Raw genomic sequence first — 25,948 nt, forward strand, 5'->3', positions numbered from 1 at the left:
CCGTAGACTGGCGAGGACGTCAGACCGGCAAAATGTCGTACTCGCTGGTGCTCGGCGGGCTAGGAGGAAGTGATGACCGCCGTGGAGACCCCACCCCTGGCCACTGCGACTCGCAGTCGGCCGAGTGTGCTCCTCGGAGCGGCTTTCGGAATCGCTCTGCTGTGCATCGTGGTGTACGCGTTCGCCAGTGGCGACGCCCGACACCTCGAGAGCGGCGACCCCTTCCCCGGCACGTTCACCGCGACCGTCGACGTCGTCGGCTACTTCCTCGGCTTCCTCGCCGCGGCACTGACGCTGGGCGGGCTCGTCTTCATCATCACCGCGTCACACCCCGACGACCACGGCACGATCGACGTGACGGGCTACCGGTCCCACCTGATGATCGGTCGATTATCGGTTGCGTGGGCGGTGCTGTCGTGGCTCATGGTGGCGGTCGCGGCGGCCGACGCCTCGGGCACGACGCCGTGGCGGTTGGTCGGCGAGGGCTATCTCGGGCAGGGGATCGGGGTCAGCGAGTCCGCCGTCGCCTGGATCGTCATGGCGGTCTGCGCCACCGTGATCGCCGTGCTCATCAGATGCTCGCTCGGATGGATGATGCACGTCGTCCTCCTGATCCCGGCAGTGATCGCGATGGTTGCGCTGCCGATGGCGAGCAACGCCGGCCAGGGGCCCAACCACGACTACAACACGAGTCTGGGGATCGGCTTCGCGCTGGCCGCGGGTGTGTCGCTCGGATTCCGGGCCGCGTGGGCGAGCGCACCGCGCATCGAGTCCGACACCGCCCGCACCGCGGTCTCCCGACGCAGCGCACTCATCCTCGTCCTCAGCGATGCCGTGGCGTTCGTGTACGCACTGGGCCTGATCGCGTTCCTGCTGCCCGCGCGGTACGCGTTCGACACAGCCTTCGGCGTCGCGGCGATCATCCTGCTCGTACTCCTCGCGGTAGTGCTCGGCTCGAGCGTGCGGGGCTATCGCGCGGCGCGGAGCGGAGACGTCGACGACGAGGCGGGGCGTCGGATCGTCACGGCGGGCGCCGTACTGATGACGGCGGCCCTCGCCTGCTGGACCGTCATGGACACCCGTGTGGCGCCGGGATTGTTGGCGCACAAGTTCTCGGCGTGGGACGTGTTCCTCGGATACGAACTACCCGGCGCGCCGACGGCATGGAAGCTCGCCACCTACTGGCGTTTCGACCTGCTGATCGGTGTTGCAGCGGTCGTCGCGATCGCCCTGTATGTGATCGGCGTCCGTCGCCTACGACGCCGCGGCGACGACTGGCCGCTCGGGCGCACCATCTCGTGGGTGCTCGGCTGCCTGGTCGTTGTGGTGGTCACCGGATCCGGCGTGCGCGCCTACGGCTCGGCGATGTTCAGCGTCCACATGGCAGAACACATGGCACTCAACATGTTCGCGCCCGTCCTCCTGGTTCTCGGTGCGCCTGCGACCCTGGCGTTGCGCGCGCTCCCGGCGGCACACGGCGACGCACACCCCGGACCGCGCGAATGGCTACTGCGAGTGCTGCACTCCAAGGTGACCGCGGTGTTGTCGAATCCGATCGTCGCGCTCCTGGTGTTCGTGCTCTCGCTCTACGTCGTCTACTTCACCGGCATCTTCGGCACGCTGACGCGCTACCACTGGGGTCATGTGCTGCTGACGGTGCACTTCATCATCGTCGGCTATCTGTTCTACTGGGTCATCATCGGCATCGACCCGGGCCCGCGTCGAATCCCGTTCCTCGCGCGCATCGGATTGTTGTTCGCTGTCATGCCGTTCCACGCGTTCTTCGGCATCGCACTGATGACGATGTCGACGGTGGTCGGCGACAAGTTCTACAGCGAACTGATGCTGCCGTGGGTCACCGACCGCCTGCACGATCAGTGGCTCGGCGGAGCCATCGCCTGGGGCGCCAGCGAGGTACCCGTTGTGCTGGTCGTGGTGGCCATTGTCGCCCAATGGGCCAAGGTCGACCGCCGCGAGGCCAACCGTGGTGACCGCCACGCCGACACCTACGAGGACACCGAGCTCGACGCATACAACGCGATGCTCGACGAGTTGTCGAAGTCGCGTCGATGAGCAGGCGCGGTGGTCGGATCGAGTCCTCGCGCCGCTTGACCGCGCGAGGACAATGACGTCATGCGGTGTGAGGTGGCGCGGGAGTCGCTGTCGGCAAGAATCGACGGCGAGCGGGAGTCGGTGCCCGCCGCCCGCGTCGACGAACACCTTGCTCACTGCCCGGGATGCGAGCGCTGGTACGCCACCGCACGGGGAATGAACTTCAGCGCTGCCGACCTCGCCCCCGATCTCAGCACGACGATCCTCGAAGCCTCGCGGTCATCGCAGGGGCCCGATACCGGCCCGCATCGTTTCGGCCCGCGAGGTCATGACAATGGGGTGAGCCGGGTCGCGACCGCGCTGCGCGCAGGATCGGTGGCGTGTGCTGTTGCGGTCGTCGTGCTGTGCTTCGGATACCTGACCGGCTCGGCTCCGCTGTGGTATCCGGTGATCCAGGGTGTGCTCGCACTCTGCGCCGTCGGGCTGGTCGTTGCCGCCACCGTCGTCTCAAGGCGTTCGCGAACCGACCGGCACAACGTCGGCGGTGCACAGTCACCTGCTCCCACAACAGTTTCCGACGATGCAGCCGGTGCCGTCACCACAGGTGACGGGGGTGTCGACGAGACTTCGTCCCCTCTCGTCTTCGACCTCGCTGCGCTACGGGCGCGTCGACACTCCGGTCCGGCGCCCGGCGACACCCGGCACTGACGAGACCGAGCTACCCGGATGTGCGTGGTCCGGTAGGACGTCTGATCTCGCTCGGCTCAGCGACGGTCGCCGAAGTGCTGCAGCCGCAGGCTGTTGGAGACGACGAACAACGACGACAGTGCCATCGCGGCGCCGGCGATCAGCGGGTTGAGTACACCGGCCGCGGCGATCGGGATGGCGGCGACGTTGTACCCGAACGCCCAGATCAGGTTGGTCCGGATCGTGCGCTGCGTGGCTCGCGCGAGGCTCATGGCCGCAGGGGCGGCGCGGAGGTCGTCGCGCACCAACACGACGTCGGCGGCTCCGATCGCGACGTCGGTACCGCGTCCGATCGCGATACCGAGATCGGCTGTGGCCAGGGCGGGACCGTCGTTGATGCCGTCGCCGACCATCGCGACCGATCTCCCGGACTCCTGCAGTTCACGGATCGCGTCGACCTTGCCGTCGGGTAGAACCTCGGCGATCACGTCGGTGATGCCCACCTCGTCGGCCACCGTCCGTGCGGCGCCGGAGTTGTCGCCGGTCAACAGCACTGTGCGCATGCCTGCGGCTTGCAGCGCGGCGATGGCGGGCGCGGCGCTGGACTTGACGGTGTCGGCGACGGCGATCAGCCCGGCAGGCCGGCCGTCGACTGCCACGTAGATCACGGTCTCGCCCTTGGCTTCTGCGTCTCGGCGACGACGCGCCGTCGCTGCAGACACCGCACCGTCGGCGTCGTCGACAGTGCTCGACACCCACCGGGGCGACCCAACGCTGACGCGTAGGCCGTCGACCGTCCCACTGACACCGCGCCCGGGTTCGGCGCGAAAGTCGGTGACCTCGAGGCGGGCCGCTTCATCGACGGCCGCCACGATCGCCGAACCGACCGCATGCTCGGAGGCGGATTCGACCGCGGCGGCGAGGGCGAGCAGGCGCTCCTCGGTGAGCTGTGCGTCGTCGTTGCTGTACACCTGGGTCACCGACAGTGCGCCCTCGGTGACGGTGCCGGTCTTGTCGAAGACGACGGTGTCGATGTACCGGGACGTGTCGAGTGCCTGGTAGCCCTTGAGGAAGATGCCGAGTTGAGCGCCCCGCCCGGTCGCGACCATGACGGCGATCGGCGTGGCGAGACCCAGTGCGCACGGGCAGGCGATGACGAGCACCGCCAGACCCGCGGCAACCGCGCGATCGACGGGTCCGCCCGCGAGCAGCCATGCGCCGACCGTGATCACCGCGATGGCGACGACGATGGGCACGAAGACACCGGCAACACGGTCGGCGAGACGCTGTGCGGTGGCCTTCCCGGTCTGAGCCTCCTCGACCAGGCGCATCATGCCCGCGAATGCGGTGTCGGGTCCGACGGCCGCGGCCTCGACGATCAGGCGTCCGTTGAGTGCGGTGGTGCCGCCGATCACCGGCTCGCCAGGTTCGACGTCGACCGGTTTGGACTCGCCGGTCATCGCGCTCATGTCGACGGCGGCCGACCCCTCGATGACCAGACCGTCGGTGCCGATCGTCTCGCCCGGGCGGACGACGAAGCGCTGCCCTTCCGACAGCTCGCCCGCCGGGATCCGCATCTCGGTGCCGTCGCGCAGCAGGACCGACACGTCCTTGGCGCCCAGTGCGGCCAGTGCGCGTAGTGCTCCACCGGCGCGGGAGCGGGCGCGCGCCTCGAAGTAGCGACCCGCCAGGACGAGGACGGTCACTCCGGTCGCGACCTCGAGGTAGATGGAGTCGGCGCTCCAGATGGCCGCCCAGACTCCCTGCGAGGCGGGTGAGCCGGTGTCGGTGGCGAAGAACATCGAATAGATCGACCACCCGGTCGCGGCGAGGACCCCGAGCGTGACCAACGTTTCCATCGTCGCATTGCCGGTGCGCAGATTCTTGGCGGCGACGCGATAGAACGGCCACGCGCACCACGTCAGGATGGGCACGGCCAGCGCGAGCAGCAGCCACTGCCATCCGGTGAACCGGGTCGACGGCACGACGGCGAACACGATGGAGAGGTCAGCAAGGGGGATGAACAGGATCAGTGCGACGGCGAGCCGTCGGAACAGCCGCTTGGCCTCAGCGCCGTCGGTGTCGGGGATGGGTGTCGGGGTGTCGCTGCGGACGGTCGCGCCGTATCCGCTCGCGTCGACGACCTCGCACAATGTCGTGGCGTTCACGTCGGCGACGGCGTCGATCGTCGCGACGCGCGTCGCGTAGTTCACCGACGCCTTGACCCCGTCGACCTTGTTGAGCTTGCGTTCGACCCGCGCCGCGCACGCGCCGCAGGTCATGCCGGTCACGTCGAGCTGGATGCGCTGTGGTCCCGATTCCAGTCCCGGCGCCGGCTGCTCGGCCGTGGCGTTCGCGGGAGATTGCAGCGTGGTCACATCGTCCTCGATCTCTTCGTCCGCGTGCGCATCACCGTTCGGGCGACGGTCGGCGCGAGCTTTCCGCGTGACTTACCGTCTGGGTGATCGGTGGTGCAGTCGACCGCGCGTCGGACGCGTTCACCGTGAGTGCGCACGTACTCCTAGAAGTATGTCGTCCGCAGGCGACGAATGGTTCCCCGGGATTTCCTCGTGGGTCATCGCGGTCAGATGAGCGTCTGCCAGTAGTCCCAGAACTCGACCAGGATGGCCACGATCACGATCGCGTACCACACCGGGAGCAGCACCCAGAGCCAGCCGCGCACCTCGCGCCCCCGGTCACCGTCGCCGATCACACGATTGATGCTCAGGATGAGGATGATCGGTACGATCACCCACACCACCAGGCAGTACGGGCACAGCGCATGAATCTTGTAGAGCGCGGAGTACGCGAGGAAGTTGACGAAGACGAAGCCGGCGAGACTCCCGAGCGCCAACCCCAGCCAGTACCAGCGGGGTAGCGAGATGCCCGCGACCGCCAGCACGCCGGTGACGATCACCACCGAGAACGCGGCAATTCCGATCAGCGGGTTGGGGAAACCGAAGAGGCCCGCCTGCCAACTCTCCATCACCGAACCGCACGAGATCACCGGGTTGATCGAACAACTCGGCACGTAGTTCGGATTCTGCAGGAGGTGGATCTTCTCGATCGCCAAGGTCGACGCCGCGACGAACCCGATCACGCCGAGGATCAGCAGCACCAGTCCGGTGGGGCGGCTCACCCGGACCAGACCGCGCAGACCGCCCGACGATGCCGTGTCGGCCACAGTGCTCGGCGACGCGTCGCCGTCCGGCCCCTCGGAGGCCGTAGTCGATGCATCGACCGTTGTGGTGTCCGAGTCGCTTTCCGCGTGGGGGGTGTCGTCGGCGTGTGTCGTGCTCATGGTGTGCCTCGTGTGTCGGATTCCGCGCGGGTCTGCTGCGGCGTTCTCGGGGTGGCTACTGCTTGTTGGCTGCGTCGTTGACCGCGGCGATCAGTGCGTCGGGCGTACTCAGCTGCACCGGGTTGCCATTGATCTTGATGGTCGGGGTGGCGGTGACTCCCGAGTTGAGCGCCTTCTGGGTGGTGTCCTTGACGAACCCGCTGAACTGTTCGTCGTCGATGCACTGCCTGAGGTTGTTCGCTCCGGCCTGCTTGGCGATCGAGTTGAGCTGGTCGTTGGTGAGGCCGGCGCCACCCTCCTCGGGCTGCTGGGCGTAGAGCGCATTGTGGAACTTCATCCACGTGTCGAAGTTGCCGTCACCCGCGGTGGACTGGGCGACACACGCCGACGCATTGGCCGAGCGCGATGAGTAATTGGTGGTCGACATCCGGTCGAGGAAGGCGATCGGCATGTAGTCGACGGCGACCTTCGGGTTGCTGCGGATCTGCTCCATGGCACCGGAGAACTGTGTCTCGAACGCGCGGCACGCGGGGCACTGGAAGTCCTCGACAATTGTCACCGTGACGGGTGGCGTGGTGCCCTTGGGTGCCGTGGTGATGCGGTAGGCCCCGTCGGTGGCGACGGTGACGTCGCTCGACGACCCGGTTGCCGACTCGTGGGACACCAGCACCCAGACGCCGATTCCGACTGCCAGGATGACCAGCACGGCGGCCGCACCGATCTTCATCAGCAGGGAACGGCGCTTCTCTGCCGCTCGCGGGTCAACGATCGGCTTGCGACGCTTGTCGGCCACGGGTCCCTCACATCTCTCTTCGCTCGTCAACTACGGTGACTCGTCATTCGCGGTGACGTGTCGGTTGCGGTGACAGGGACCTACCGGACCATCACGATACGAGTGCGATGACACGGCGGGATCACGGCCCGTCGCCGTTCTCAAGGGTACGCAAACCTGCCTGAGAAAAGGCATAAGGCTTAGGTCCCCACCCGCCGGGGCCGAGCGACTCAGCTGCTGCGTTCGCCGCGCTGGGGTGCATTGGCCGCCCCGATCAGGGCTTCGCGGGCGCGGGCAACGCGTGAGCGCACCGTGCCGACCGGGCAGCCTGTGACCTCTGCCGCTTCTTGATACGACAAGCCGAGGACCTGTGTGAGCACGAGTGCTTCACGCCGTTCGGCAGGCAGATCGTCGAGCAGGAGGTTGACGTCGACGACGTCCTCCCAGCCTGTCGAGCGAGGCTGCCGGGTGTCGGCGGCGTCGACCCAGTCGACCCCGCCCGCGATACGCGGACGCGACATCGCCCGGCGGACGTCGTCGGCGCAGACGCGACGTGCGATGGCGAGCAGCCAGGTCCGGGCCGTCGAGTTGCCTGCGAAGCGCGGTAACGACCGGATAGCCCGGAGGTAGGTTTCCTGCGTCAGATCGTCGGCGATGCGTGGGTCGGCGAGGTGCGCGACGAATCGCCAGACGTCACGCTGGGTCTCCCGCACGAACTGTTCGAGCGCCCGGCGGTCGCCGCGAGCGGCTGCGAAGGCCAGCTCGGTGACTTCGACGTCGCGGTCGGACGCGGAGCGGTCGGCGGGGGCGGTCATGGACACCAACCCTAGCCCCCCGACGACACGGTGTCGTAGACGCCTCGAGGGTTGCGGTGTCGTGGGCGCCTCAGGGGTAGCGGTGTCGTAGACGCCTCAGGGGGCACGGTGTCGTGGACGCCCGGAGGCCCGACGTCACCGCGGGTCGAGTTCGGGCGGCAGTCCGCGGTACTCCTTGGGCGGGGGTGTGGCGAACTCGCCCGACGCCGTCCCCGTGTGCAGGCCCATCGCGGCCATCGCCGACAACATCCCGACGCCTGCGGCCACACCGTCGATGACGGGCGCTCCGAGGTCTGCCGACAGTTCGGCAGCGAGGTCGGCCATCCCGGCGCACCCGAGCACGATCGCGTCGCTCTGGTCTGTGGCGAGTGCTTCTCGACAGGCCTTGGCGAGGATGTCGGCGGTGTCGGGGTTGGTGTCGAGGTCGAGTACGGGGATCTCGCAGGCGTGGATACCCCGACATTGCCTGTCGAACCCGTAGTGCGACACCAGATCTGCCGCGCGGCCGATGGTCCGCTGCAGTGTGGTGACCACTGAGAACCCCCGGCCGAGCGGGGCCGCGAGGTGCATTGCGGCCTCGGCGATGCCGAGGACCGGGGCGTGGGCGAGTTCACGGGCGGCGTCGAGGCCGGGGTCGCCGAAACATGCCACCAGGTAGCCGTCGGCGTCCGGGTTGGCGGAGATCGCCCCGAGCAGTCCCGGCACGGCCATCGCCTCATCGACATGGCTCTCGATCGACGCGGGGCCGAAGGCGGAGGTGACCGCGACGATCTCGGCGTCAGACCGTGCGACCGACCGTGCCGCAGTGGCGATCACCTCGGTCATCGCTGCAGTCGTGTTGGGGTTGATCACGCACAACTTCATCGGTGTGGTTGTCTCCCTCTCGCTTTCGGCTTCTGATGTGGTGACGGCAGTGTCGTGACGGCGCCGTGGGGCAGCCGCCACGACAGCTGTCTCAGGAAGTGGATTCCGTTTCGGCCCTCGACGTGCTCATCGTCGCGCCGCTATCGGTTCCGACCGTATCGGTTGCACCATCGGCGGTCGGTGAACCGGGCAGCATGGTGCCGTCGTCGGCCACCTCCATGTCGGTGGTGATGGTTGCGAGCGGGACGTGGGCCCCGTGCAGGAACCGGTCGGACGCCATGCGCATCCCGATGTAGTAGAAGACCAGGCCGGCGCCCGCGCCCATGAACCAGGTGAAACTGGCCTCGTATGAGGTGCCCCAGATGACGAAGCAGATCGGGATGATCGACGCGAGGACCACCGAGATGACCGCAACCGGATTCCATCCGCCGCGATAGTGGTACGCGCCCTCGGGGCTCAGGGTGAACAGGTCGTCGACGATGATCTGTTGCTTCTTCACGAGGTAGAAGTCGGCGATGAGGATGCCGAACAGTGGTCCGATCACGGCACCGAGGGTGTCCATCGTGTAGTGGATCGCGCTGGCGTTGTTGAACAGATTCCACGGCGTGATGATGACGGAGCCGATGGCTGCGATCATGCCGCCCATGCGCCAGGAGATCTTTGTCGGAGCGACGTTGGAGAAGTCGAATGCCGGCGAGACGAAGTTGGCCACGATGTTGATGCCGATCGTGGCGATCGCGAAGGTGAGGACGCCGAGAACTGCCGCGGTGGTGTTGTCGATCTTGTCGACGATGTGTACCGGGTCGGTGACGATCTTGCCGTCGTCGTCGCGGCCGATCACGGTGACGCCTGCGGAGACGGTGCATACGACTAGGATCGAGAAGAACAGGAAGTTGACCGGAAGGCCCAGGAAGTTGCCCTTCTTCACCTCGTCGAAGGTCTTGCCGTAGCGCGAGAAGTCGCCGAAGTTGAGCATCGGGCCTGAGAAGTAGGAGACCACGAGGGCGAACGCGCTGATCATCATGGTGATGGTCGGCCAGGTGCCGCTGATACCCGAGCCCTCGGATAGGTCGAAGTGCACGTTGCTCCAGCCGGCCTTGGCGATCAGGTAGACCGCCAGGGCGATCATCACGACGTAGACCGCGGGACCGCAGAAGTCGATGAACTTCCGGATGGTGTCCATGCCGTTCCAGAACACGAGCGCCTGCAGCACCCACATCACGATGAATCCTGCCCAACCGAGAAGGGAGAGTCCCAGAAACGCGTGCGAACCGTTCTCGCCGTACGGCTCCAGCGACGGCCAGAATTTGAGGGCGAGCAGCCCGAATGCCGTTGACGCCAGATATGTCTGAATCCCGTACCAGACCACGGCGATGACACCGCGGATGATCGCCGGAATATTCGCGCCCTTGACGCCGAAACAGATTCGCGTGGTGACCGGATACGGAACGCCTGCCTTCTGCGATGGCTTGGCGACGAGGTTGCACAGCAGGTTGACCGCGACGATGCCGACGAGTAGGGCGACGAGCACCTGCCATGACGAAATACCCAGCGCGAAAAGGCTTCCCGCGAAGACGTAGCCGCCGACGCTGTGCACGTCGGACATCCAGAACGCGAAGATGTTGTACCAGGTCCAGGTCTGTTCTTTGAGCGGAGCGAGGTCTTCATTCGTCAACTGTTGGTCGTAACCGACCTTGATGACGCTTTCGCCTGCTGCACTGTGGTGTTCGGTGGCGATCTGCGCGTCGGGTGAAGCGCTCATGGTTCTCCTCAGGGCAATGGTGACATCGGTGCGGTCCCGAAGTGTCTGAGTCGAAGGTAAGAACGCTTTGTTACCCGGCAATTAACGCATAGATATATTCGACGACGCGCCGAATATATTCGTGCGTGACCGACGAAGGTGTCAGTCGGACGCGGACTTCTCGGCGGAGCTGCGGTATCGACGTCCGGCGGGGGAATCATGTATGGCGCCGACGACGGCGACGCCAGCGATGACCACGCCCGCGACGAGGAGAGCGGTGCCCATGTGGACGCGCATCAACGCCACGCCGATCGCTGCGCCCGCAATGAGCGAGATGACCGCAGCGGTCCGACGGCCCGTGCCCCCTCCGCGGCCAGAGCCGAAGACGGAGTCGGCGGCCAGTCCGGTGATGGTCGAGGTGACCACGACGGTCGTCACGTCCTTGACTGCGACTGTGCGTGCCGCGGCAGCCTGAATTCCCATGGCGGCGGCCGCGATCGTGGTCACCGTGAGCATCACCTCATGCTCTGGGTGGTCACCGGCGATGAACAGCGCGATGGCCAATGCGACCATCGTCGCAGAGACCGCGGCGAACAGAACGGTGGTGCCTGGCGTCCACCTGCGCTCGGCACGGCGTAGCGTCCGACCACCGACTGCGGCACCCGCCATGAAGCCTGCGAGCGCCAACGCGGGTCCGAGGATCGGTAGCCCTGAACCGCCCGCGAGCGCCATACCGAGGATGACGACGTTGCCTGTCATGTTGCCGGTGAACACCTTGTCCAGTCCGAGGTAGCCGACGGCGTCGTTGATTCCGGTGGTGAACGTCAGCGCCAGCATCAGGGCCAGATGCATGCGCTCGGTGGGGATCGCGTACACACGCGACATCGCGGGAACGCGGGTGCGCGGGGCGGGCATCACCCGAAATCCGATCGTCGAATCCGTGCGTGCACGCCCTTGACCAGATCAACGACCTGGGAGATGTTGAAATCCGTTGCGGCACTTAGGTAGGCGAGGGCCTGTGGCGCCTCCATGCCGTATCGCACACCCAGTAGCGAGATCGCCGAGCGCACGCAATTCTGCACGGCCACATCCAGGTCGGGGTCGAGGCCGGTTGGGATCAGGAACTCCCGTGTCTCGGCAACCGGCGCGATTAGTTCGCCGAACCGCGCCGCGATGTCGGATGCCGGGATCACATCGAAGCGGATCGTCGCCCGCAGTGAGGCTTCGAGAGCCGTCAGGGCGACCTCGCCGTCGCCCTGCGCGAAGTGGGGATCGCCGACGTAGGCGAGTGCGCCCTCGACGTTCACCGGCAGATAGAGGGTCGCTCCCTCAGTGAGCAGTGTGATGTCGAGGTTGCCGCCGTGGGGTCCCGGCTGGATCGAATTCGGTCGGACATCGCCCGGCGCCGCCACGCCCATGATCCCGAGGAAAGGGGCAAGCGGGAATCGCGCGGCAGGTTCAGGGTTCGACGGCGACAATGGGAGGACCCCGCGTGCGTCATCGCCGTCTCCCTCCACCGTCACGAATGCGCTGTAGGTGGCACCTCCGATCGGGTATTCGCCGGGCAGCGCACCGCGGCCATGACGGTTGGACACGACGCCGTAGGGGACTCGGCGTCGGGTTTCGACGACGGTCATCGCGAGTAGATCGCCCGGGCGGGCACCTCTGATCTCGATCGGCCCCGTGACGACGTGCGGCCCGTCGATGCCCTGGCGATGGGGCCGATCGGATGCGCACAGGGCGACGGCCTCGTCGAGCACCATGTCGGGATCGACGCCGTGTGAACCGAAGAAGGCCAGCGGATCCCGACCCTGGTCGGCGAGAATGCCCTCGTGGCTGAGGGTGTCGATGGTGACCGTGGCGCCGGATGCCACCGACATCACCGGAGTGTCTGCCGCACACGGCAGGTCGCCCCAGTACACGTCCTCCGGCCTGCACTGTAGGTAGTCGTCACCGCTGATCGGACCCGAGCCCGCGGCGAGGATCAGGTCAGCGCTGGACAGGTGCGCAAGTGTTGATGGCCGGGTCGTCACGAGGTACTCCGTTCGACGAGCCGCCTGACCTCGTCGAGGTGCGCTGTCATGGCGGCGACTGCTTCTTCGTGGTCGTGGAGGCGTACCGCCTCGAGGATCTCCTTGTGCCCCTCGAAGGAGCTGCGCCGCCCCTCCCTGGTGGCGTGCGAGCGTGCGCGGACGGTGTGTACCCACCCCGCACTGAGTTGGCACAGCGACACAAGAAGCGGATTACGCGCGGCTCTGGCCAGCTGCATGTGAAAGGCGACGTCCTGCGCCAACGATTCGGCGGGATCGAGCCCCGCGTGTGTGGATGCCAGGATCGACTCGAGCGCAACGAGATCCGACGACGTCGCCCGATCCGCGGCGAGGCCGGCGACCTGCGGTTCGATCAACCTGCGCAGTTCGGCCACATGCTCTTCTTCGGCGTCGGTGCTCATCGTCTCAAGCATCGCCGTCGCGTTCGCCGAGCGTGGCGCGACGATGGTTCCCCGCCCCGGAGTCCTGGTCACCAGACGGCGTTGCTCCAGGTCGCTGAGCGCGTCGCGGATCGTCGTCCGGGACACCTCGAGATTCTCGGCGAGTACCCGTTCCGGTGGGAGCTTGTCTCCTGGCGAGAGGTCGTTGACAACCATCGCCTCCAGGTACGCCGCAGCACTCGCGCTGAGGGTGTGTCCGCGACGCAGCATGGGGGTCTCCGTTCCGGGCGTGAGTTCTCAAACCTGGTCTCTTGGTATGACCAACTGTAACCCATGCGATGCGCTCGGGGCCCGAGTGGCGGACGGCACGACGCTCGCGGACATCGCAATCGACTCGCGCGAATCCCGATGGGCGCGCGGGTTCAGCCGAGTTCCGGACGCACGCCGAGTGAGGCGCTCGTCTGGATGATCGCTTCCTCGAGCCGCCCGTGGTGCACACGGGCGGCGTCGAGGACGGCTGCGGTATCGCGCGCGGTGAAGGCTGCGAGTAGGTCGGCGTGGTCGGAGTTCAGCTTCTCCTGTGTGAGCGCGTCGACAGAACGCATCACCTGGAACGGTTCGGTGAGGTTCCACGTCGCGTCGAACATGTTGAGCAGACGCGGCATGCCGCATGGGGCGGTCAGCGTGGTGTGGAACCGCCGCGACACGTCGTGGAACGCTTTGCCGTCATTGAACTTCGTCGCGGTGAGCAGTTCGTGATGGAACTCGGTGGCCGCCGCGATCTGGGCGTCGGTGATCTTCTCGACCGAACGGGCGAGTGCCGCTTGTTCGAGCACTCCGCGCACGAAGTAGATCTCCTTGAGCTCGTCGAGCGAGAGTTGACTGACGTGATACCCCGAGTTGCGCTGGTGGTCGACGAGTCCCTCGCCGACGAGTGTTTTCAACGCTTCCCTCACCGGAATCGCGCTGACGCCGAAGGTGTCGGCGATGTCGGCGGGCATGATCTGCGTACCGGGAGGTGCGCCGCCCGACAGAATCAGTCGACGCAACTCCTCGAGCACGTTGGCGCGGTCGTTGCCCGAGCGGGTCTCGGCCAGTTGGGCGAGCAGGCGGTTGGTCATGTTGCCGCTCACGGCGCCGTGTGCCCCTGTTTGCGTTCACGAACCTCTCGATGTGCCCTCGATGCCGAGGGGTGCCGCGTGATCCACTGCGCCACAGCCTCGGTGAGTCGCTGCTGATTATGGCGCTTGACGATCTCGTGCCCCTCGTCGTGGAACATCAACAGTTCGGCGATCCCCCCACGGGCGCGTAGCTCGTCGACCATCTGCTGCGACTCGCTGACCGGAACATTGGTGTCGTGGGCGCCGTGGACGACGAGCAGCGGTGCGGTGATGTCGTCGATGCGGTGGATGGGGGAGAGGTCGCGTAGGAGTTCGCGATCGGATTCGGGGTGTCCGTACTTGGTGTATGCGGCTACGGCGATCCACGGTTCGGTGTTGCGGAAGAACGACTCGAGGTCGCTCATGCCGCAGATCGCGATACCGGCCGCGAACACCTCGGGGTGGAATGTCAACGCCGCCAACGTGAGATAGCCGCCGTAGGAGCGGCCCGACACGTAGAGGCGGTCCTTGTCGGCGATCTGCGACGACACCAGGTGCGCCGCGCAGTCGGCGGCGTCGTCGATACCCGCGTAGCGCCCGTACCGGTCGTCGGCGTGCGAGAACAGACGCCCGTAACCCGACGAACCGCGCACGTTGGGGGCGAAGACCGAGATCCCGGCGTCGACCAGCGGCCCGAACAGGAACTGGTAGTCGGGGCGTGTTTGCGCCTCCGGGCCGCCGTGGAAATACAACAGACACGGCGGCGGGCCGGCGTCGGAGTCGGAGTTCGCGGCGCGATACAGCCAGCCGGACAACGGCATCCCGTCGCGCGCGGAGAACTCACGATATTCGGGCCGCAGTGCCGACGACGGTCCGCTGCCGGTGATGACGTCGTCGCGGATGGGCGTCACGGTGCTCGTCGGGGTGTGCACGAGGTGTACAAGCGGGGAGTGCTGCGGACATGAGACCGTCAGCGCCACGATCGTGCCCGCCGCGCTGATCGACAGATCCGACGCGACGTCGCCGGGCAGCGGGATGGGGTCGTGCAGAGTCTGATCCGGCAGTGTGAGGATCTGCAGTTCGCTGCGCCCACCGACATTCCAGAGCATCGCGACCGTCGATTGATCGTTGCTGACGGCGAACTCGTCGAGCCCGGCACCCGCGCGCTGCGCGAGGACCCGGAATCGCTTACCTGTCTTGGAGACCTCGACGCCGAGCAGACGCGGGAACTTGGCGTCGAAGTCACTCGTCACCAGGGCCTGCACGCTGTCGAGGTCGCGGTGGGAATCCTGCGGGGGGCCGACGAACACGAGTGACGGGTGATCGAATCCCTGGTCGAGGATGTAGCCCTGGTCGGTCACCGAGCCGGGGTCGTTGGGCAGGATCGTCGACATCTCCATCTCATCGGAGTCGGCGTCGGTGTCGGGGTCTCGCCGCCGTAGCAGCAGCATGTCGCGGTAGCCGCGCGGGCCGACGCGCAGCAGTGCCGCACCCTTCCACGAGTCGATCAGTGCGCCGCCGACCCGGACGTCGAGGATCTCGGTGGCTCCCGTACCGGGATGTGCGCGAACCGAATACGCCGTGCCGTCGGGGGTCGTCGCAGTGATGAGCACCCAGTCGGTGTCCCATCCGACAAGTGAGACCGTGCCGAACGAGCGTCGCGAGCCGAGTGTCGCCCGATTGGACCAATCGGACTCGGTCTCCTGGCGATTGCTTCCGATGCGGTGTGATCGGTTGTCGTCGGGATCCGTGGTGACGACCCAGACCTGGTGATGCTCACCGCCACTCGGTGCCAGCTCCACGGCGAGCCACTCGCCGTCCATGGAATGGACGAGCTTGCGGACGGGTCCGGTGGCGGGAACACTGACCCAGCGCAGCTCGCCGACTCCCTCCGGCGACAACACGCGCTGAGCCGCTCGCGGATAACCAGCGCCGTCGTCGACGATGTAGGCGAATGCCCTGCCGTCCGGCGAGACCGACGGACCATACGTGTGCCAACCGCGGTCGTCGAAATTGACGAGCGGCGTCTCCTCGGTGACCTCATTGCTCGACAGGGCTGTGTCGGTGATGTCGTCCGCGCTCACCGTGCCGTGATGTCTTCCATTGTCTGCAACCACATCTCGAGTACTGCGAGCTGCCACAACTCGTTGGAATCCAGGGTGGTGCGGGTGCCATTGGGGTCGGCGAAGAGGCGGTCGAGGGTCTCGGGTCGGTACAGGGCACGGTCTTTCGCCGACTGCGCGCGCAGGGTATCGGTGACCAGATCGAGCACTCCGCCCTCGAGGTGCCGGATACCAGGGACAGGGAAGTATCCCTTGGTCCGGTCGATCACCGCCGCGGGCAACAGCTTTCGGGATGCCTCTTTCAGCACGCCCTTGCCGCTCGGGTTCAGCTTCAGATCGGGCGGACACGTGGCCGCGAGTTCGACGAACTGATGGTCAAGGAACGGCACACGCGCTTCGAGTCCCCACGCCATCGTCATGGTGTCGACACGCTTGACCGGATCGTCGACGAGCATGACCGTGGTGTCGAGACGCAGCGCGGCGTCGACCGCCGAGTCGGCGCCCGGTGCGGACTGGTGCGCGAGGGCGAATTCCCAACTGGGGTCGTAGTCACTGTCGCCGAGGAGGTACTGATCGTTGAGGAGTGCGCCGATGGCGGCATGCGAGCGGTCGAAGAAGACCTCGCGGTAGGCCTTGGTGGTCTCCTCGCGCGCGATGCCCTGCAACGGCGGATACCAGGAATAGCCACCGAGGATCTCGTCGGCGCCCTGCCCGGATTGCACGACCTTGATGGACTTGCTGACCTCCTGAGAAAGCAGGTAGAACGCGACGCAGTCGTGGCTGATCATCGGCTCACTCATCGCCGCGATCGTGTCCGGCACCGCGGGCAGGAGGCGATCGGTGCCGATGTGGATCTTGTGATGGTCGGTGGCGAAGGTGTCGGCGATCAGGTCCGAGTAGGCGTACTCGTCTCCCGATTCGCCACCAGCGGAATCGAATCCGATGCTGAAGGTGGCGAGATCCTGCTGACCCTGCTCGGCGAGCAACGCAACGACCAACGAGGAGTCGATACCGCCTGAGAGCAGCACGCCGACCGGGACGTCGGCGACCATGCGGCGTCGGACAGAGGTGCGCAGTGAGTCCATCAATTCGTCCTGCCAGCGCACCGCATCCCAGTCCGCGCGGCTGGGGTCGGGTGCGAAAACCGGCTCCCAGTAATGACGTTCGGTGCTGCGGCCGTCGGGATGGATCACGCGGACCGTGGCCGGCGGCAGCTTGCGGACACCGTTGTAGATGGTGTGCGGCGCCGGGACCACCGCGTGGAAGCTGAAGTAGTGGTGCAGCGCAACGCGATCGAGGGAGGTGTCGACGTCACCGGCGCGCAGCAGTGCCTGCAACGACGACGCGAAGCGCAGACGTCCCGGAGTCTCCGACAGGTAGAGCGGTTTGATGCCGAGCCGGTCGCGCGCGAGCGTGACCACACCCGAGTCGGTGTCGACGACAGCGAAGGCGAACATTCCGATCAGATGATCCACGCAGTCGGTACCCCACGCATGGAACGCCTTGATGATCACCTCGCTGTCGGCATGGGAGAAGAAGCGGTAGCCCCGGCCCTCGAGTTCGCTGCGCAATTCCTTGTAGTTGTAGATGCAGCCGTTGAACACCATTGCGAGGCCCAGTTCGGAATCGACCATCGGCTGCGCGCCGCGTTCGGAGAGGTCGATGATCTTGAGCCGTCGATGGCCGAGGGCCACGGAGCCCTTGACGAACAGTCCGGAACCGTCGGGACCACGACGGGTCATCGAGCAGGTCATGGTGTCGACGGCCGAGGCGTCGGGCGCCGAACCATCGAACCGGATTTCACCGCAGATGCCACACATGTAGGTCAGTCCTCTCGGTTGCTTGACGTGTCCAAGCCTATGAGTTTCGCAACGGCCCGGCAGGGCGAGCGGTGGTGCAGGTCACGAGGTCAGCGTCACCCACGTCGTGATCTCGCAGTGCACGACTTCAACACCGCGCGTGTCGGTGATGGCGATCGAGACCACGACGTCGCGGCCGCTGTCGATGGCGGCGAAGTCCACGGGTTCGGCAAGCGTCGCAACGGCGGTCAGTCGCGTCGTCGCCTTCGTCAGATACGACGCCGTCATGCCCTTGGGGATCCAGCGGTGTGTCGTCGGTGTCGTCGCCTCCATCAGCATGCCCATCGCGACCTCGGCGAGATTGCAGGCTGCGATCGCGTGGAAGGTGTGGATGTGGTTGTACACGCCGAACCACTTGGGGGCGCTCACCCGACACAGGCCCGGCTGCATCTGTTCGACGTAGGGGAGGATGGTGCCGAAATAGGGCACCCGCACGGACATACCCAGCGAGAACAGTGTTCTTCCCAGCACGTTGTCGGGGAGCCTGCGTCGCAGGGCGTACGTCGGTGAGGACGAGTGGGTCGGCGAAGGTGACGATTCGGCGTCGGACATTGCCCGGATGCTACCCGGACGAGGAACCTTGATGAGGTGACACCTCCTTCGGAGAAGGACCCACAGCCCGCCGACCCGCAGGCCCACACCGACAACAGCGACACGCCCGACGCCTCGCCTACCGGCACCGACAGCGATCACCACGACCACCCGCACCATGTCCACTTCAGCCCGTTGTGGTGGCGCGGAGGTATCCCCCTGATCGTCGGCGTGATCATCTATGTCATCCCGGCTCCCGACGGCGTCGACCCCAACGGCATGCACATGCTGGGGATCTTCGTCGCGACGATCCTCGGGTTGATCCTGCAGCCCCTGCCGACGGGATCGGTGGCGATCATCGGGGTCGCGCTGGCGATGGTCACGAAAACCATGTCACCCAAAGAGGCGCTCGCCGGCTTCTCGAACACGACCATCTGGCTGATCGTGGCATCGTTCTTCATCGCCGAGGCGTTCATCGTGACGGGTCTCGGGCGCCGGGTCGCGCTGATCTTCGTGCGGGCCATCGGCAAATCGAGTCTCGGCCTGGCCTACGGGATGGGCCTCGCCGATCTCATCCTCGCGCCCGCGACGCCGTCGAACACCGCACGCGCAGGCGGTGTGATCTACCCGATCGTGCGATCACTCGCCGAACTGGTCGACTCGACACCGACAACCGACGCCTCGCGGCGCAAACTGGGCGCCTACCTGATGCTGACCGCCCTGCAGGTCAACGTCGTCACGTCGGCCATGTTCCTCACCGCGATGGCAGGCAATCCGCTGGCGCAGGAGGCCGCGGAGAAGATGCGCATCGAGATCACCTGGGGCAACTGGGCACTCGCGGCGATCGTCCCCGGTCTGGTCAGTCTCGTCGCTACTCCGTGGGTGATGTCGAAGATCTACGCGCCAACACTCAAGAAGACTCCCGAGGCGCCTGCCCTCGCCCGCGACGAACTGAAGAAGAGCGGTTCGATGACGCGCAACGAGTGGATTCTGGCGGCGACGTTCGTGCTGCTCCTCGTCCTGTGGTGTCTGGGCAAACAGCTCAACGTCGACGCGACGACCACCGCCTTCGCAGGCATCGCGATACTGCTCGTCACCGGGGTGCTGACGTGGAAGGATCTCGTCACCGACACCGGTGCGTGGCAGACGCTGATCTTCTTCGGTGTGCTCGTCGCGATGGCCGACGAACTGCGCAAACTCAAGGTCATCGACTGGGTGGGCGACAAGGTGGCCTCCAGTGTCGACGGTCTGCCGTGGATCGTGGCGTTCGCGATTCTCACGCTCGTGTACTTCTACGTGCACTATCTGTTCGCATCGAACACCGCGCAGATCGTCGCGATGTACGCGGTGTTCCTCGGTGCCGCCGTGGCGACTGGTGCGCCACCACTGTTCAGCGCGCTGGTGTTCGGTTTCATCGGCAGCCTCTTCGGCGGCCTCGCCCACTACTCGTCGGGACCAGCGGGCGTCATGTACGGGTCGGGATACATCAAGACCAGCGAGTGGTTCCGGGTCGGCTTCCTGATGTCGGTGGTCAACATCATCATCTGGACCGCCATCGGCGCGCCGTGGATGAAGCTGATCGGGATCTGGTGAGGCGGATTCGACGCGGGCTGTTCAGTCCGCCTTGCGGCTCGAGTATTCAATCCGCCTTGCGGCTCGGATATTCAGTCCGCCTTGCGGCTCGGATATTCAGTCCGCCTTGCGGCGGAAGCCGAATCGTAGGGCCTCGCGGTTGACGCCTGCCACCGCGTCGAGCGGGATGCCCGCCGGGCAGACGTCGGCGCATTCGCCATAGGTGGAGCACGGGCCGAAGTCCTGCTCCATCTGTCCGGTGATGGCGTGGGCGCGCCGACCGCGTTCCTTCTTGCTCTGCGTCAGAGCCGCGAGGTGGAGCAGCTTGGCGCCCGCGAACAGGTGGGCCGCGCCGTTCGGGCAGGCGGCGACGCACGCCCCGCACCCGATGCACGCCGCGTAGTCGAGGGCTTTCTCGCTGGTGTCCTTGTCGACGAGTTCGGCATCGGCGTCGGGGGCCTGGCCTGCGGCGACGGCGACGTGGCCGCCCGCCTCGATGACCCTGTCGAGCGCGGAACGGTCGACGACGAGATCGCGCACCACGGGAAAGCTGTTGGCGCGCAACGGTTCGAGCTTGAGATGTGAGACTCCGTCGAAGTGTCGCAGGTGTTGTCTGCACGACGGCGTGTTCGGTGTCGGGCCGTGCGGGCGGCCGTTCACCATCATCCCGCACGCGCCGCAGACACCCTCGCGGCAGTCGGAGTCGAATGCAATCGGCGATTCGCCTTGGTCGACGAGGTGGTCGTTGAGGCGATCGAGAACGTCGAGAAGCGACATCTCGGCGGTGGCGTCGTCGATCACGTAGGTCTCGAAGCGACCGTCGGCGTCGGCGTCGGCCTGCCGCCAGGCTTCGATGGTGAGCTTCATGGCGTCACTCCTCGACTGTCACTTGTAGTTTCGTGTCTGCAACGGCACCGCGGTGAAGGTGAGTGGCTCGCGGTGACGTATCTGCTCGCCGCTCGGCGTCGTTTCCCACGCCGATGCGAACGTCCAGTGTTCGTCATCACGTAGGGCCTCGCCCTGCGCGGTCTGGTGTTCGACGCGGAAGTGGGCGCCACACGATTCGTCGCGGTCGAGGGCGTCGAGGCACATCACCTCGGCGAGTTCCATGAAGTCGGCGACGCGGCCTGCGCGTTCGAGTTCCTGGTTGAACTGCGCGCCGCTTCCGACGACCCGCACGTCCGACCAGTATTCGTCCCGCAGTTCGCGGACCTCGCCGAGCGCGGTGGTCAACGACTCCGCGCTGCGCATGACCCCGCATCCGCGATAGAGGATCTCGCCGAGTCTGCGGTGGAAGCGGTCGGGTCCGGTGGTGCCGTCGACGGCGATCAGACGGGAGATGCGGTCGCGCACCGATGTCACGGCCTCCCCGACAGCCTCGTGATCGAGCGGCAGCGGTGCCTCACCGAGGAGAGGCGCAAGGTAATTCGGCACCGAATAGGGGAGCGTGAACCAGCCGTCGACACAGGCCGACAACAGCGAGTTCGCGCCGAGACGATTGGCGCCGTGATAGCCCCAGCCGACCTCTCCGCCGACGAACAGTCCGGGGATCGAGGACATCTGGTCGAAATCCGACCACAACCCGCCCATGGTGAAGTGCGCTGCGGGAGCGATGCGCATCGGAACCTCGTACGGGTCTTCGCCGGTCGCGTCGTGGTACATCGAGAACAGGTTGCCGTAGCGCTCGGCAATCGTCGCTCTGCCAAGGCGGGCGAGGGCATCGGCGAAATCGAGATAGACGCTGTTGTGCAGCGGTCCGACGCCATGCCCGCTGTTGATCTCGGTGACGGCCGCCCGCGAGGCGACGTCGCGCGGGGTGAGGTTGCCGTAGGCGGGGTAGCGACGCTCGAGGTAATAGTCGCGCTCGGCGTCGGGGATGTCGCCTGGAGCGCGGTCGTCGTGTCCTTTCTTCGGCACCCAGATACGGCCGTCGTTGCGCAGGGATTCACTCATGAGCGTCGTCTTGGACTGCCACTCGGCACTGACCGGCAGCGCGGTCGGGTGGAACTGGATGAACGACGGCGAGGCCAGGAGCGCTCCGCGACGATGTGCCCGCCACGACGCCGTCGCGTTGCAATTGCGCGCGAGCGTCGACTGGAAGTACACGGTCCCGTAGCCGCCGGTCGCGAGCACGACGGCGTGGGCGGTCTCCGCGGTGATCTCCCCGGTGATCAGGTCGCGGACGACGACGCCCTGCGCCCGACCGTCGGCGACGATGAGGTCGAGCATCTCCTGCCGCGTGTGCAGCGTGACGGTCCCGGCGGACACCTGGCGCAGCAGTGCCTGCGACGCCGCGACCTGCAACTGCTGGCCCGTCTGGCCGCGCGTGTAATAGGTGCGCGAGACCTGCACGCCACCGAAGCTACGGGTGGCCAGCGACCCGCCGTACTCGCGGGCGAACGGGGCACCGATCGCATTGAGATGGTCGATGACGCGCACCGACTCCTCTGCGAGACGGAATGCGTCTGCCTCGCGGCCACGGAAGTCGCCACCCTTGACGGTGTCGACGACGAATCGGTGCAGCGAATCGTTGTCGACCTTGCGTGCGCGTGCCGCGTTGATGCCGCCCTGCGCGGCGACGCTGTGTGCGCGGCGCGGGGCGTCGTGAAAGGTGTAGGACGACACGTTGTAGCCGAGCTCGCCGAGTGCCGCGGCGCACCCGGCGCCTGCCAGTCCTGTTCCGACCACGATCACGGTGAACTTACGCCGGTTGAGTGGTCCGACGAGTTTGTAGGCGTCGCGCCGACGTTGCCAGGCCGTCGCGGGATCGCCGTCGGGCACACCGGAGGTGAGGTCGATACCGATGCTGCGCAGTGCGTCGATGTCGGGGGACGAGCTGCGTCCAGCGGACTCGGCCGGCCTCACGTCGGGTGTTGTGGTGTCGGGTGCCGTGCGTCTCATGTCAGCTCACCAGACCCGCGAGGACCGCGATCGGGATCGAGATGTTGCCGGCCATGACCGCCCCGGCGACCACGAGCGCGATGACCGCGCCGATCTGTCGCGTGCGGTGGCCCGTGGCACCGAGATCGTTGACCACACTCCACAGGCCGTGCACGAGATGGATGCCGAGCAGCACCATCACAACGATGTAGAAGGTCGCGACCGGCCACCGCTGCAGACTCTCGACGAGATTGTGATAGGCGTGCGAGCTGGTCTCGGTCGTCCTCACGAAGTGGTCAGTGGCCGCGGGTCTCGTACCGGTTGTCAGGTCGAGGATGTGGAAGACGATGAACACCAGCAGCACCAGGCCCGTGTAGGGTATCAGGGTTGCGGGGAGTCGCTTGAGGCTCATGCCCTTGCGCCGAAAGCGACCCTTCGCCCGGTGGGAACGCCCGATCAAGACGGTCGACGCACCTACGTGAAGCACGAGGCACCCCACCAGGACCACACGGAAGATCCAGAGCATCCCCTCGTAGGGGAGTAGCGGTTCGAGGAGCGTGCGCAGCCAGTGGGCGTAGTCGTCGAAGTGGGTTGCGCCGGTGTAGACCTTGAGGTTGCCGATCATGTGCACCAGCACGAACAGCGCGAACACCGTTCCCGTCAGAGCCATCGTGACCTTGAGTGTGACGTTGCTCGGGCGCGGGCGACGCGTTGTCGGCATCGGCGTGACCGCTCGGGGCGTGCCGACTGCCGCCGGCTTGTCCGGACGTGGAGGATTGAGTGTGCTCATGGGCAGACCTAGTCGTAGGCCAAGGGGCTGGCAGGCCGAATGTCGGGGTCCCTGTCGCCGAGCGTAAGAGGTTGCGACGCGCACTGCTCGGCGATGTGGCGATCGTTGCGCAACCGGGATTGGATGATCTGGTTCCGACCGCGTGCAGGCGCAGTTTGAATCTCGCACCCGACCTGGTGCATACTTGTCGGGTTGCCTTGACCGGTGGACGTGGTTTCACTGCGGCCCCGATCAGGTGAATGACTCCCAAGGCCCCGAGTTCGGACCCCGTACATCGGACCGAGGGCGTGTAACGCGTGCGCCGAATCCGGTCCACGGCCTCGACACGCCCGACCGCGGGTGCCGGAGCAAACCGGCTCGTACCAGCGACGAGCCAACGTACAACGACAGATGAACAGCGTCGATCCCCGACTCTCACGCGGTGATCTATGTGCCCGCCGACCCGTGTCGGCCCCAGGTGCGCGGTGTTTGTCTGTCGAGAACAACTGACGGAAGAGGACACAGCGTGGCGGGACAGAAGATCCGCATCAGGCTCAAGGCCTACGACCACGAGGCGATCGACGCTTCGGCGCGCAAGATCGTGGAGACCGTGACCCGTACGGGTGCACGCGTCGTCGGCCCGGTGCCGTTGCCCACCGAAAAGAACGTGTACTGCGTCATCCGCTCGCCGCACAAGTACAAGGACAGCCGCGAGCACTTCGAGATGCGTACTCACAAGCGACTCATCGACATCCTCGACCCGACGCCGAAAACCGTCGACGCGCTCATGCGTATCGACCTTCCGGCGAGTGTCGACGTCAACATCCAGTAGGGCGGGGGCGAAGAGAATCATGAGCAATCAGAGCGCAACCAAGGGAATTCTGGGCACCAAGCTCGGCATGACCCAGGTTTTCGACGAGAACAACCGTGTCGTTCCGGTCACCGTCATCCAGGCGGGTCCGAACGTCATCACCCAGCTCCGTAGCGCAGACCGCGACGGCTACACCGCCGTGCAGCTCGCCTACGGTGCGATCGATCCCCGCAAGGTGACCAAGCCGGTCGCAGGCCAGTTCGCGAAGGCAGGCGTCACGCCGCGTCGCCACCTGGCAGAGATCCGTGTCGCCGACACCAGTGAGTTCGAGGTCGGTCAGGAACTGACCGCCGAGATCTTCGCCGACGGCGCGCTGGTCGACGTCACCGGTACCTCCAAGGGCAAGGGATTTGCCGGCGCGATGAAGCGCCACGGCTTCTCCGGCCTCGGGGCCAGCCACGGCGCGCACCGCGTGCACCGTGCCCCCGGCTCGATCGGTGGCTGCGCCACCCCGGGTCGTGTCTTCAAGGGCATGCGGATGGCCGGTCGCATGGGTAACGACACCGTGACCACGCAGAACCTCACCGTCCACAAGGTGGACGCCGAGGCCGGTCTGCTGTTGATCAAGGGCGCCATCCCCGGCCGCAAGGGCGGAATCGTGGTCGTCCGTGACGCTGTGAAGGGTGGTGCGACCAAGTGAGCACCGAAACCACAACGAAGTTGACGCTGGACGTCAAGACCGCCGACGGCACGACCAACGGAACCGTTGACCTGCCCGCCGAGATCTTCGACGCACCCGCGAACATCGCGCTGATGCACCAGGTCGTGGTGGCCCAGCAGGCCGCCGCTCGCCAGGGCACACACGCAACCAAGACCCGTGGACAGGTCAGCGGTGGCGGCGCCAAGCCGTACCGCCAGAAGGGCACCGGTCGCGCCCGCCAGGGTTCGACCCGCGCACCTCAGTTCACCGGTGGTGGCACCGTGCACGGCCCGCAGCCGCGCGACTACAGCCAGCGCACCCCCAAGAAGATGAAGGCAGCCGCACTGCGCGGCGCGCTGAGTGATCGTGCTCGCAACGAGCGCATCCACGTCATCACCGAGCTCGTCGCAGGCCAGGCGCCGTCGACCAAGAGCGCTCGGCAGTTCCTCGAGGCACTGAGCGACCGACGGAAGTTCCTCGTCGTGCTCGGCCGTGAGGACCTGACCGCGTGGAAGAGCGTTGCGAACCTGCAGAACGTTCTGCCGATCGCTCCCGATCAGCTCAACACCTACGACGTCCTCGAGTCGGACGAAGTGGTGTTCAGCGTCGAGACGCTCAACGCGTTCATCGCACAGAACACGTCGACGGCCAAGTCCGTCGCCACTGAGACAGAGGAGGCCTGAGCATGGCTACGCAGGCTGACCCGCGTGACATCATCCTGGCGCCGGTGATCTCGGAGAAGTCCTACGGACTCATCGAGGACAACGTCTACACCTTCCTGGTGCACCCGGACTCGAACAAGACACAGATCAAGATCGCCGTCGAGCAGATCTTCGATGTGACCGTCTCGAACGTCAACACCGCGAATCGCCAGGGCAAGCGCAAGCGCACCCGCTTCGGCTACGGCCAGCGCAAGTCCACCAAGCGCGCGATCGTCACGTTGACCGCTGACAGCAAGCCCATCGAGATCTTCGGAGGTCCGGTCGGCTGACCGGGACTC

Annotated in this window: 23 protein-coding genes; 7 read left to right on the forward strand and 16 right to left on the reverse strand. The window is 66.2% G+C overall.

All coding sequences use genetic code 11. The features are described from left to right. The first annotated feature begins 72 nt into the window (after positions 1–72). Positions 73–2,073, forward strand: coding sequence for a cytochrome c oxidase assembly protein (locus tag GOACH_RS02820; RefSeq protein ID WP_005170161.1), 2,001 nt, complete (start codon positions 73–75; stop codon positions 2,071–2,073). Positions 2,074–2,133: 60 nt separating this feature from the next. Next, positions 2,134–2,760 carry a zf-HC2 domain-containing protein gene (locus GOACH_RS02825; RefSeq protein ID WP_005170163.1) on the forward strand — a complete coding sequence of 209 codons (627 nt, stop codon included), beginning with the start codon at positions 2,134–2,136 and terminating at the stop codon, positions 2,758–2,760. Between the two features lie 56 nt (positions 2,761–2,816). Here GOACH_RS02825 and GOACH_RS02830 read toward each other — a convergent pair whose 3' ends face one another. The 13 genes from GOACH_RS02830 to GOACH_RS02890 form a co-directional block, all read right to left on the reverse strand. Continuing rightward, complete coding sequence (locus GOACH_RS02830) at positions 2,817–5,108, reverse strand: heavy metal translocating P-type ATPase (RefSeq protein ID WP_085950578.1); 2,292 nt, start codon at positions 5,106–5,108, stop codon at positions 2,817–2,819. A gap of 215 nt (positions 5,109–5,323) precedes the next feature. Next, complete coding sequence (locus GOACH_RS02835) at positions 5,324–6,040, reverse strand: vitamin K epoxide reductase family protein (protein ID WP_005170168.1); 717 nt, start codon at positions 6,038–6,040, stop codon at positions 5,324–5,326. A 55-nt stretch (positions 6,041–6,095) separates the two neighbouring features. Further along, entirely contained in the window at positions 6,096–6,833 is a 738-nt protein-coding gene (locus tag GOACH_RS02840; protein ID WP_005170171.1) for a DsbA family protein, read from the reverse strand. Between the two features lie 209 nt (positions 6,834–7,042). Further along, a complete protein-coding gene (locus GOACH_RS02845; protein WP_005170173.1) occupies positions 7,043–7,627 on the reverse strand; it encodes a sigma-70 family RNA polymerase sigma factor in 585 nt (194 codons plus the stop codon). Positions 7,628–7,762: 135 nt separating this feature from the next. Continuing rightward, entirely contained in the window at positions 7,763–8,491 is a 729-nt protein-coding gene (locus GOACH_RS02850; protein ID WP_040517505.1) for an aspartate/glutamate racemase family protein, read from the reverse strand. Between the two features lie 91 nt (positions 8,492–8,582). Next, the gene (locus GOACH_RS02855) at positions 8,583–10,253 is read right to left on the reverse strand and encodes an NCS1 family nucleobase:cation symporter-1 (protein WP_005170177.1); all 1,671 of its coding nucleotides are present in this window, start codon (positions 10,251–10,253) and stop codon (positions 8,583–8,585) included. A 141-nt stretch (positions 10,254–10,394) separates the two neighbouring features. Beyond that, positions 10,395–11,147 carry a YoaK family protein gene (locus GOACH_RS02860; protein ID WP_005170187.1) on the reverse strand — a complete coding sequence of 251 codons (753 nt, stop codon included), beginning with the start codon at positions 11,145–11,147 and terminating at the stop codon, positions 10,395–10,397. Further along, complete coding sequence (locus tag GOACH_RS02865) at positions 11,147–12,265, reverse strand: acetamidase/formamidase family protein (protein ID WP_005170188.1); 1,119 nt, start codon at positions 12,263–12,265, stop codon at positions 11,147–11,149. The genes GOACH_RS02860 and GOACH_RS02865 overlap by 1 nt, the downstream gene beginning before the upstream one ends. After that, on the reverse strand, positions 12,262–12,933 hold the full coding sequence (locus GOACH_RS02870) for a FadR/GntR family transcriptional regulator (protein ID WP_005170189.1): 672 nt from the start codon (positions 12,931–12,933) through the stop codon (positions 12,262–12,264). Before GOACH_RS02870 ends, GOACH_RS02865 begins: the two co-directional genes overlap by 4 nt. Before the next feature lie 152 nt (positions 12,934–13,085). Next, entirely contained in the window at positions 13,086–13,784 is a 699-nt protein-coding gene (locus GOACH_RS02875; RefSeq protein ID WP_040517659.1) for a GntR family transcriptional regulator, read from the reverse strand. Positions 13,785–13,792: 8 nt separating this feature from the next. After that, the gene (locus GOACH_RS02880) at positions 13,793–15,832 is read right to left on the reverse strand and encodes a S9 family peptidase (protein WP_052003893.1); all 2,040 of its coding nucleotides are present in this window, start codon (positions 15,830–15,832) and stop codon (positions 13,793–13,795) included. Between the two features lie 11 nt (positions 15,833–15,843). Continuing rightward, a complete protein-coding gene (locus GOACH_RS02885) occupies positions 15,844–17,646 on the reverse strand; it encodes an N-acetylglutaminylglutamine amidotransferase (protein ID WP_005170192.1) in 1,803 nt (600 codons plus the stop codon). Positions 17,647–17,727: 81 nt separating this feature from the next. Beyond that, positions 17,728–18,237: a hotdog fold domain-containing protein gene (locus GOACH_RS02890; protein ID WP_005170194.1), complete on the reverse strand. Its 510-nt coding sequence runs from the start codon at positions 18,235–18,237 to the stop codon at positions 17,728–17,730. Between the two features lie 36 nt (positions 18,238–18,273). Between GOACH_RS02890 and GOACH_RS02895 the strand changes: the two genes are divergently transcribed. Continuing rightward, entirely contained in the window at positions 18,274–19,809 is a 1,536-nt protein-coding gene (locus tag GOACH_RS02895) for an anion permease (RefSeq protein WP_005170196.1), read from the forward strand. Between the two features lie 96 nt (positions 19,810–19,905). Here GOACH_RS02895 and GOACH_RS02900 read toward each other — a convergent pair whose 3' ends face one another. From GOACH_RS02900 to GOACH_RS02910, 3 genes are read right to left on the reverse strand one after another with little or no spacing between them, the layout of a single operon-like run. Beyond that, complete coding sequence (locus GOACH_RS02900; RefSeq protein ID WP_005170199.1) at positions 19,906–20,655, reverse strand: succinate dehydrogenase/fumarate reductase iron-sulfur subunit; 750 nt, start codon at positions 20,653–20,655, stop codon at positions 19,906–19,908. Between the two features lie 18 nt (positions 20,656–20,673). Then, complete coding sequence (locus tag GOACH_RS02905; RefSeq protein ID WP_005170201.1) at positions 20,674–22,689, reverse strand: fumarate reductase/succinate dehydrogenase flavoprotein subunit; 2,016 nt, start codon at positions 22,687–22,689, stop codon at positions 20,674–20,676. A 1-nt stretch (position 22,690) separates the two neighbouring features. Further along, positions 22,691–23,458, reverse strand: coding sequence for a succinate dehydrogenase cytochrome b subunit (locus GOACH_RS02910; RefSeq protein ID WP_005170203.1), 768 nt, complete (start codon positions 23,456–23,458; stop codon positions 22,691–22,693). A 505-nt stretch (positions 23,459–23,963) separates the two neighbouring features. Between GOACH_RS02910 and rpsJ the strand changes: the two genes are divergently transcribed. The 4 genes from rpsJ to rplW are packed head-to-tail and all read left to right on the forward strand — an operon-like array spanning position 23,964 to position 25,939. Next, positions 23,964–24,269, forward strand: a complete 306-nt coding sequence (gene rpsJ, locus GOACH_RS02915) for a 30S ribosomal protein S10 (protein ID WP_003938093.1) — start codon at positions 23,964–23,966, stop codon at positions 24,267–24,269. 19 nt (positions 24,270–24,288) lie between these two features. After that, complete coding sequence (gene rplC, locus GOACH_RS02920; RefSeq protein ID WP_005170300.1) at positions 24,289–24,948, forward strand: 50S ribosomal protein L3; 660 nt, start codon at positions 24,289–24,291, stop codon at positions 24,946–24,948. Then, on the forward strand, positions 24,945–25,631 hold the full coding sequence (gene rplD, locus GOACH_RS02925) for a 50S ribosomal protein L4 (protein WP_005170302.1): 687 nt from the start codon (positions 24,945–24,947) through the stop codon (positions 25,629–25,631). Before rplC ends, rplD begins: the two co-directional genes overlap by 4 nt. Before the next feature lie 2 nt (positions 25,632–25,633). After that, positions 25,634–25,939: a 50S ribosomal protein L23 gene (gene rplW / locus GOACH_RS02930; RefSeq protein WP_005170305.1), complete on the forward strand. Its 306-nt coding sequence runs from the start codon at positions 25,634–25,636 to the stop codon at positions 25,937–25,939. Positions 25,940–25,948: the final 9 nt, after the last annotated feature.

Origin of the sequence: Gordonia aichiensis NBRC 108223, assembly GCF_000332975.1 — a bacterium.
Lineage (GTDB): Bacteria > Actinomycetota > Actinomycetes > Mycobacteriales > Mycobacteriaceae > Gordonia > Gordonia aichiensis.

Bases quoted from the DNA above. Each gene is read 5' to 3' on its own strand.
- GOACH_RS02820 (WP_005170161.1), top strand. From the start codon at position 73: ATGACCGCCGTGGAGACCCCACCCCTGGCCACTGCGACTCGCAGTCGG.
- GOACH_RS02825 (WP_005170163.1), top strand. From the start codon at position 2,134: ATGCGGTGTGAGGTGGCGCGGGAGTCGCTGTCGGCAAGAATCGACGGC.
- GOACH_RS02835 (WP_005170168.1), bottom strand. From the start codon at position 6,040: ATGAGCACGACACACGCCGACGACACCCCCCACGCGGAAAGCGACTCG.
- GOACH_RS02845 (WP_005170173.1), bottom strand. From the start codon at position 7,627: ATGACCGCCCCCGCCGACCGCTCCGCGTCCGACCGCGACGTCGAAGTC.
- GOACH_RS02850 (WP_040517505.1), bottom strand. From the start codon at position 8,491: ATGAAGTTGTGCGTGATCAACCCCAACACGACTGCAGCGATGACCGAG.
- GOACH_RS02855 (WP_005170177.1), bottom strand. From the start codon at position 10,253: ATGAGCGCTTCACCCGACGCGCAGATCGCCACCGAACACCACAGTGCA.
- GOACH_RS02860 (WP_005170187.1), bottom strand. From the start codon at position 11,147: ATGCCCGCCCCGCGCACCCGCGTTCCCGCGATGTCGCGTGTGTACGCG.
- GOACH_RS02870 (WP_005170189.1), bottom strand. From the start codon at position 12,933: ATGCTGCGTCGCGGACACACCCTCAGCGCGAGTGCTGCGGCGTACCTG.
- GOACH_RS02875 (WP_040517659.1), bottom strand. From the start codon at position 13,784: ATGACCAACCGCCTGCTCGCCCAACTGGCCGAGACCCGCTCGGGCAAC.
- GOACH_RS02885 (WP_005170192.1), bottom strand. From the start codon at position 17,646: ATGTGTGGCATCTGCGGTGAAATCCGGTTCGATGGTTCGGCGCCCGAC.
- GOACH_RS02890 (WP_005170194.1), bottom strand. From the start codon at position 18,237: ATGTCCGACGCCGAATCGTCACCTTCGCCGACCCACTCGTCCTCACCG.
- GOACH_RS02900 (WP_005170199.1), bottom strand. From the start codon at position 20,655: ATGAAGCTCACCATCGAAGCCTGGCGGCAGGCCGACGCCGACGCCGAC.
- GOACH_RS02905 (WP_005170201.1), bottom strand. From the start codon at position 22,689: ATGAGACGCACGGCACCCGACACCACAACACCCGACGTGAGGCCGGCC.
- GOACH_RS02910 (WP_005170203.1), bottom strand. From the start codon at position 23,458: ATGAGCACACTCAATCCTCCACGTCCGGACAAGCCGGCGGCAGTCGGC.
- rplC (WP_005170300.1), top strand. From the start codon at position 24,289: ATGAGCAATCAGAGCGCAACCAAGGGAATTCTGGGCACCAAGCTCGGC.
- rplW (WP_005170305.1), top strand. From the start codon at position 25,634: ATGGCTACGCAGGCTGACCCGCGTGACATCATCCTGGCGCCGGTGATC.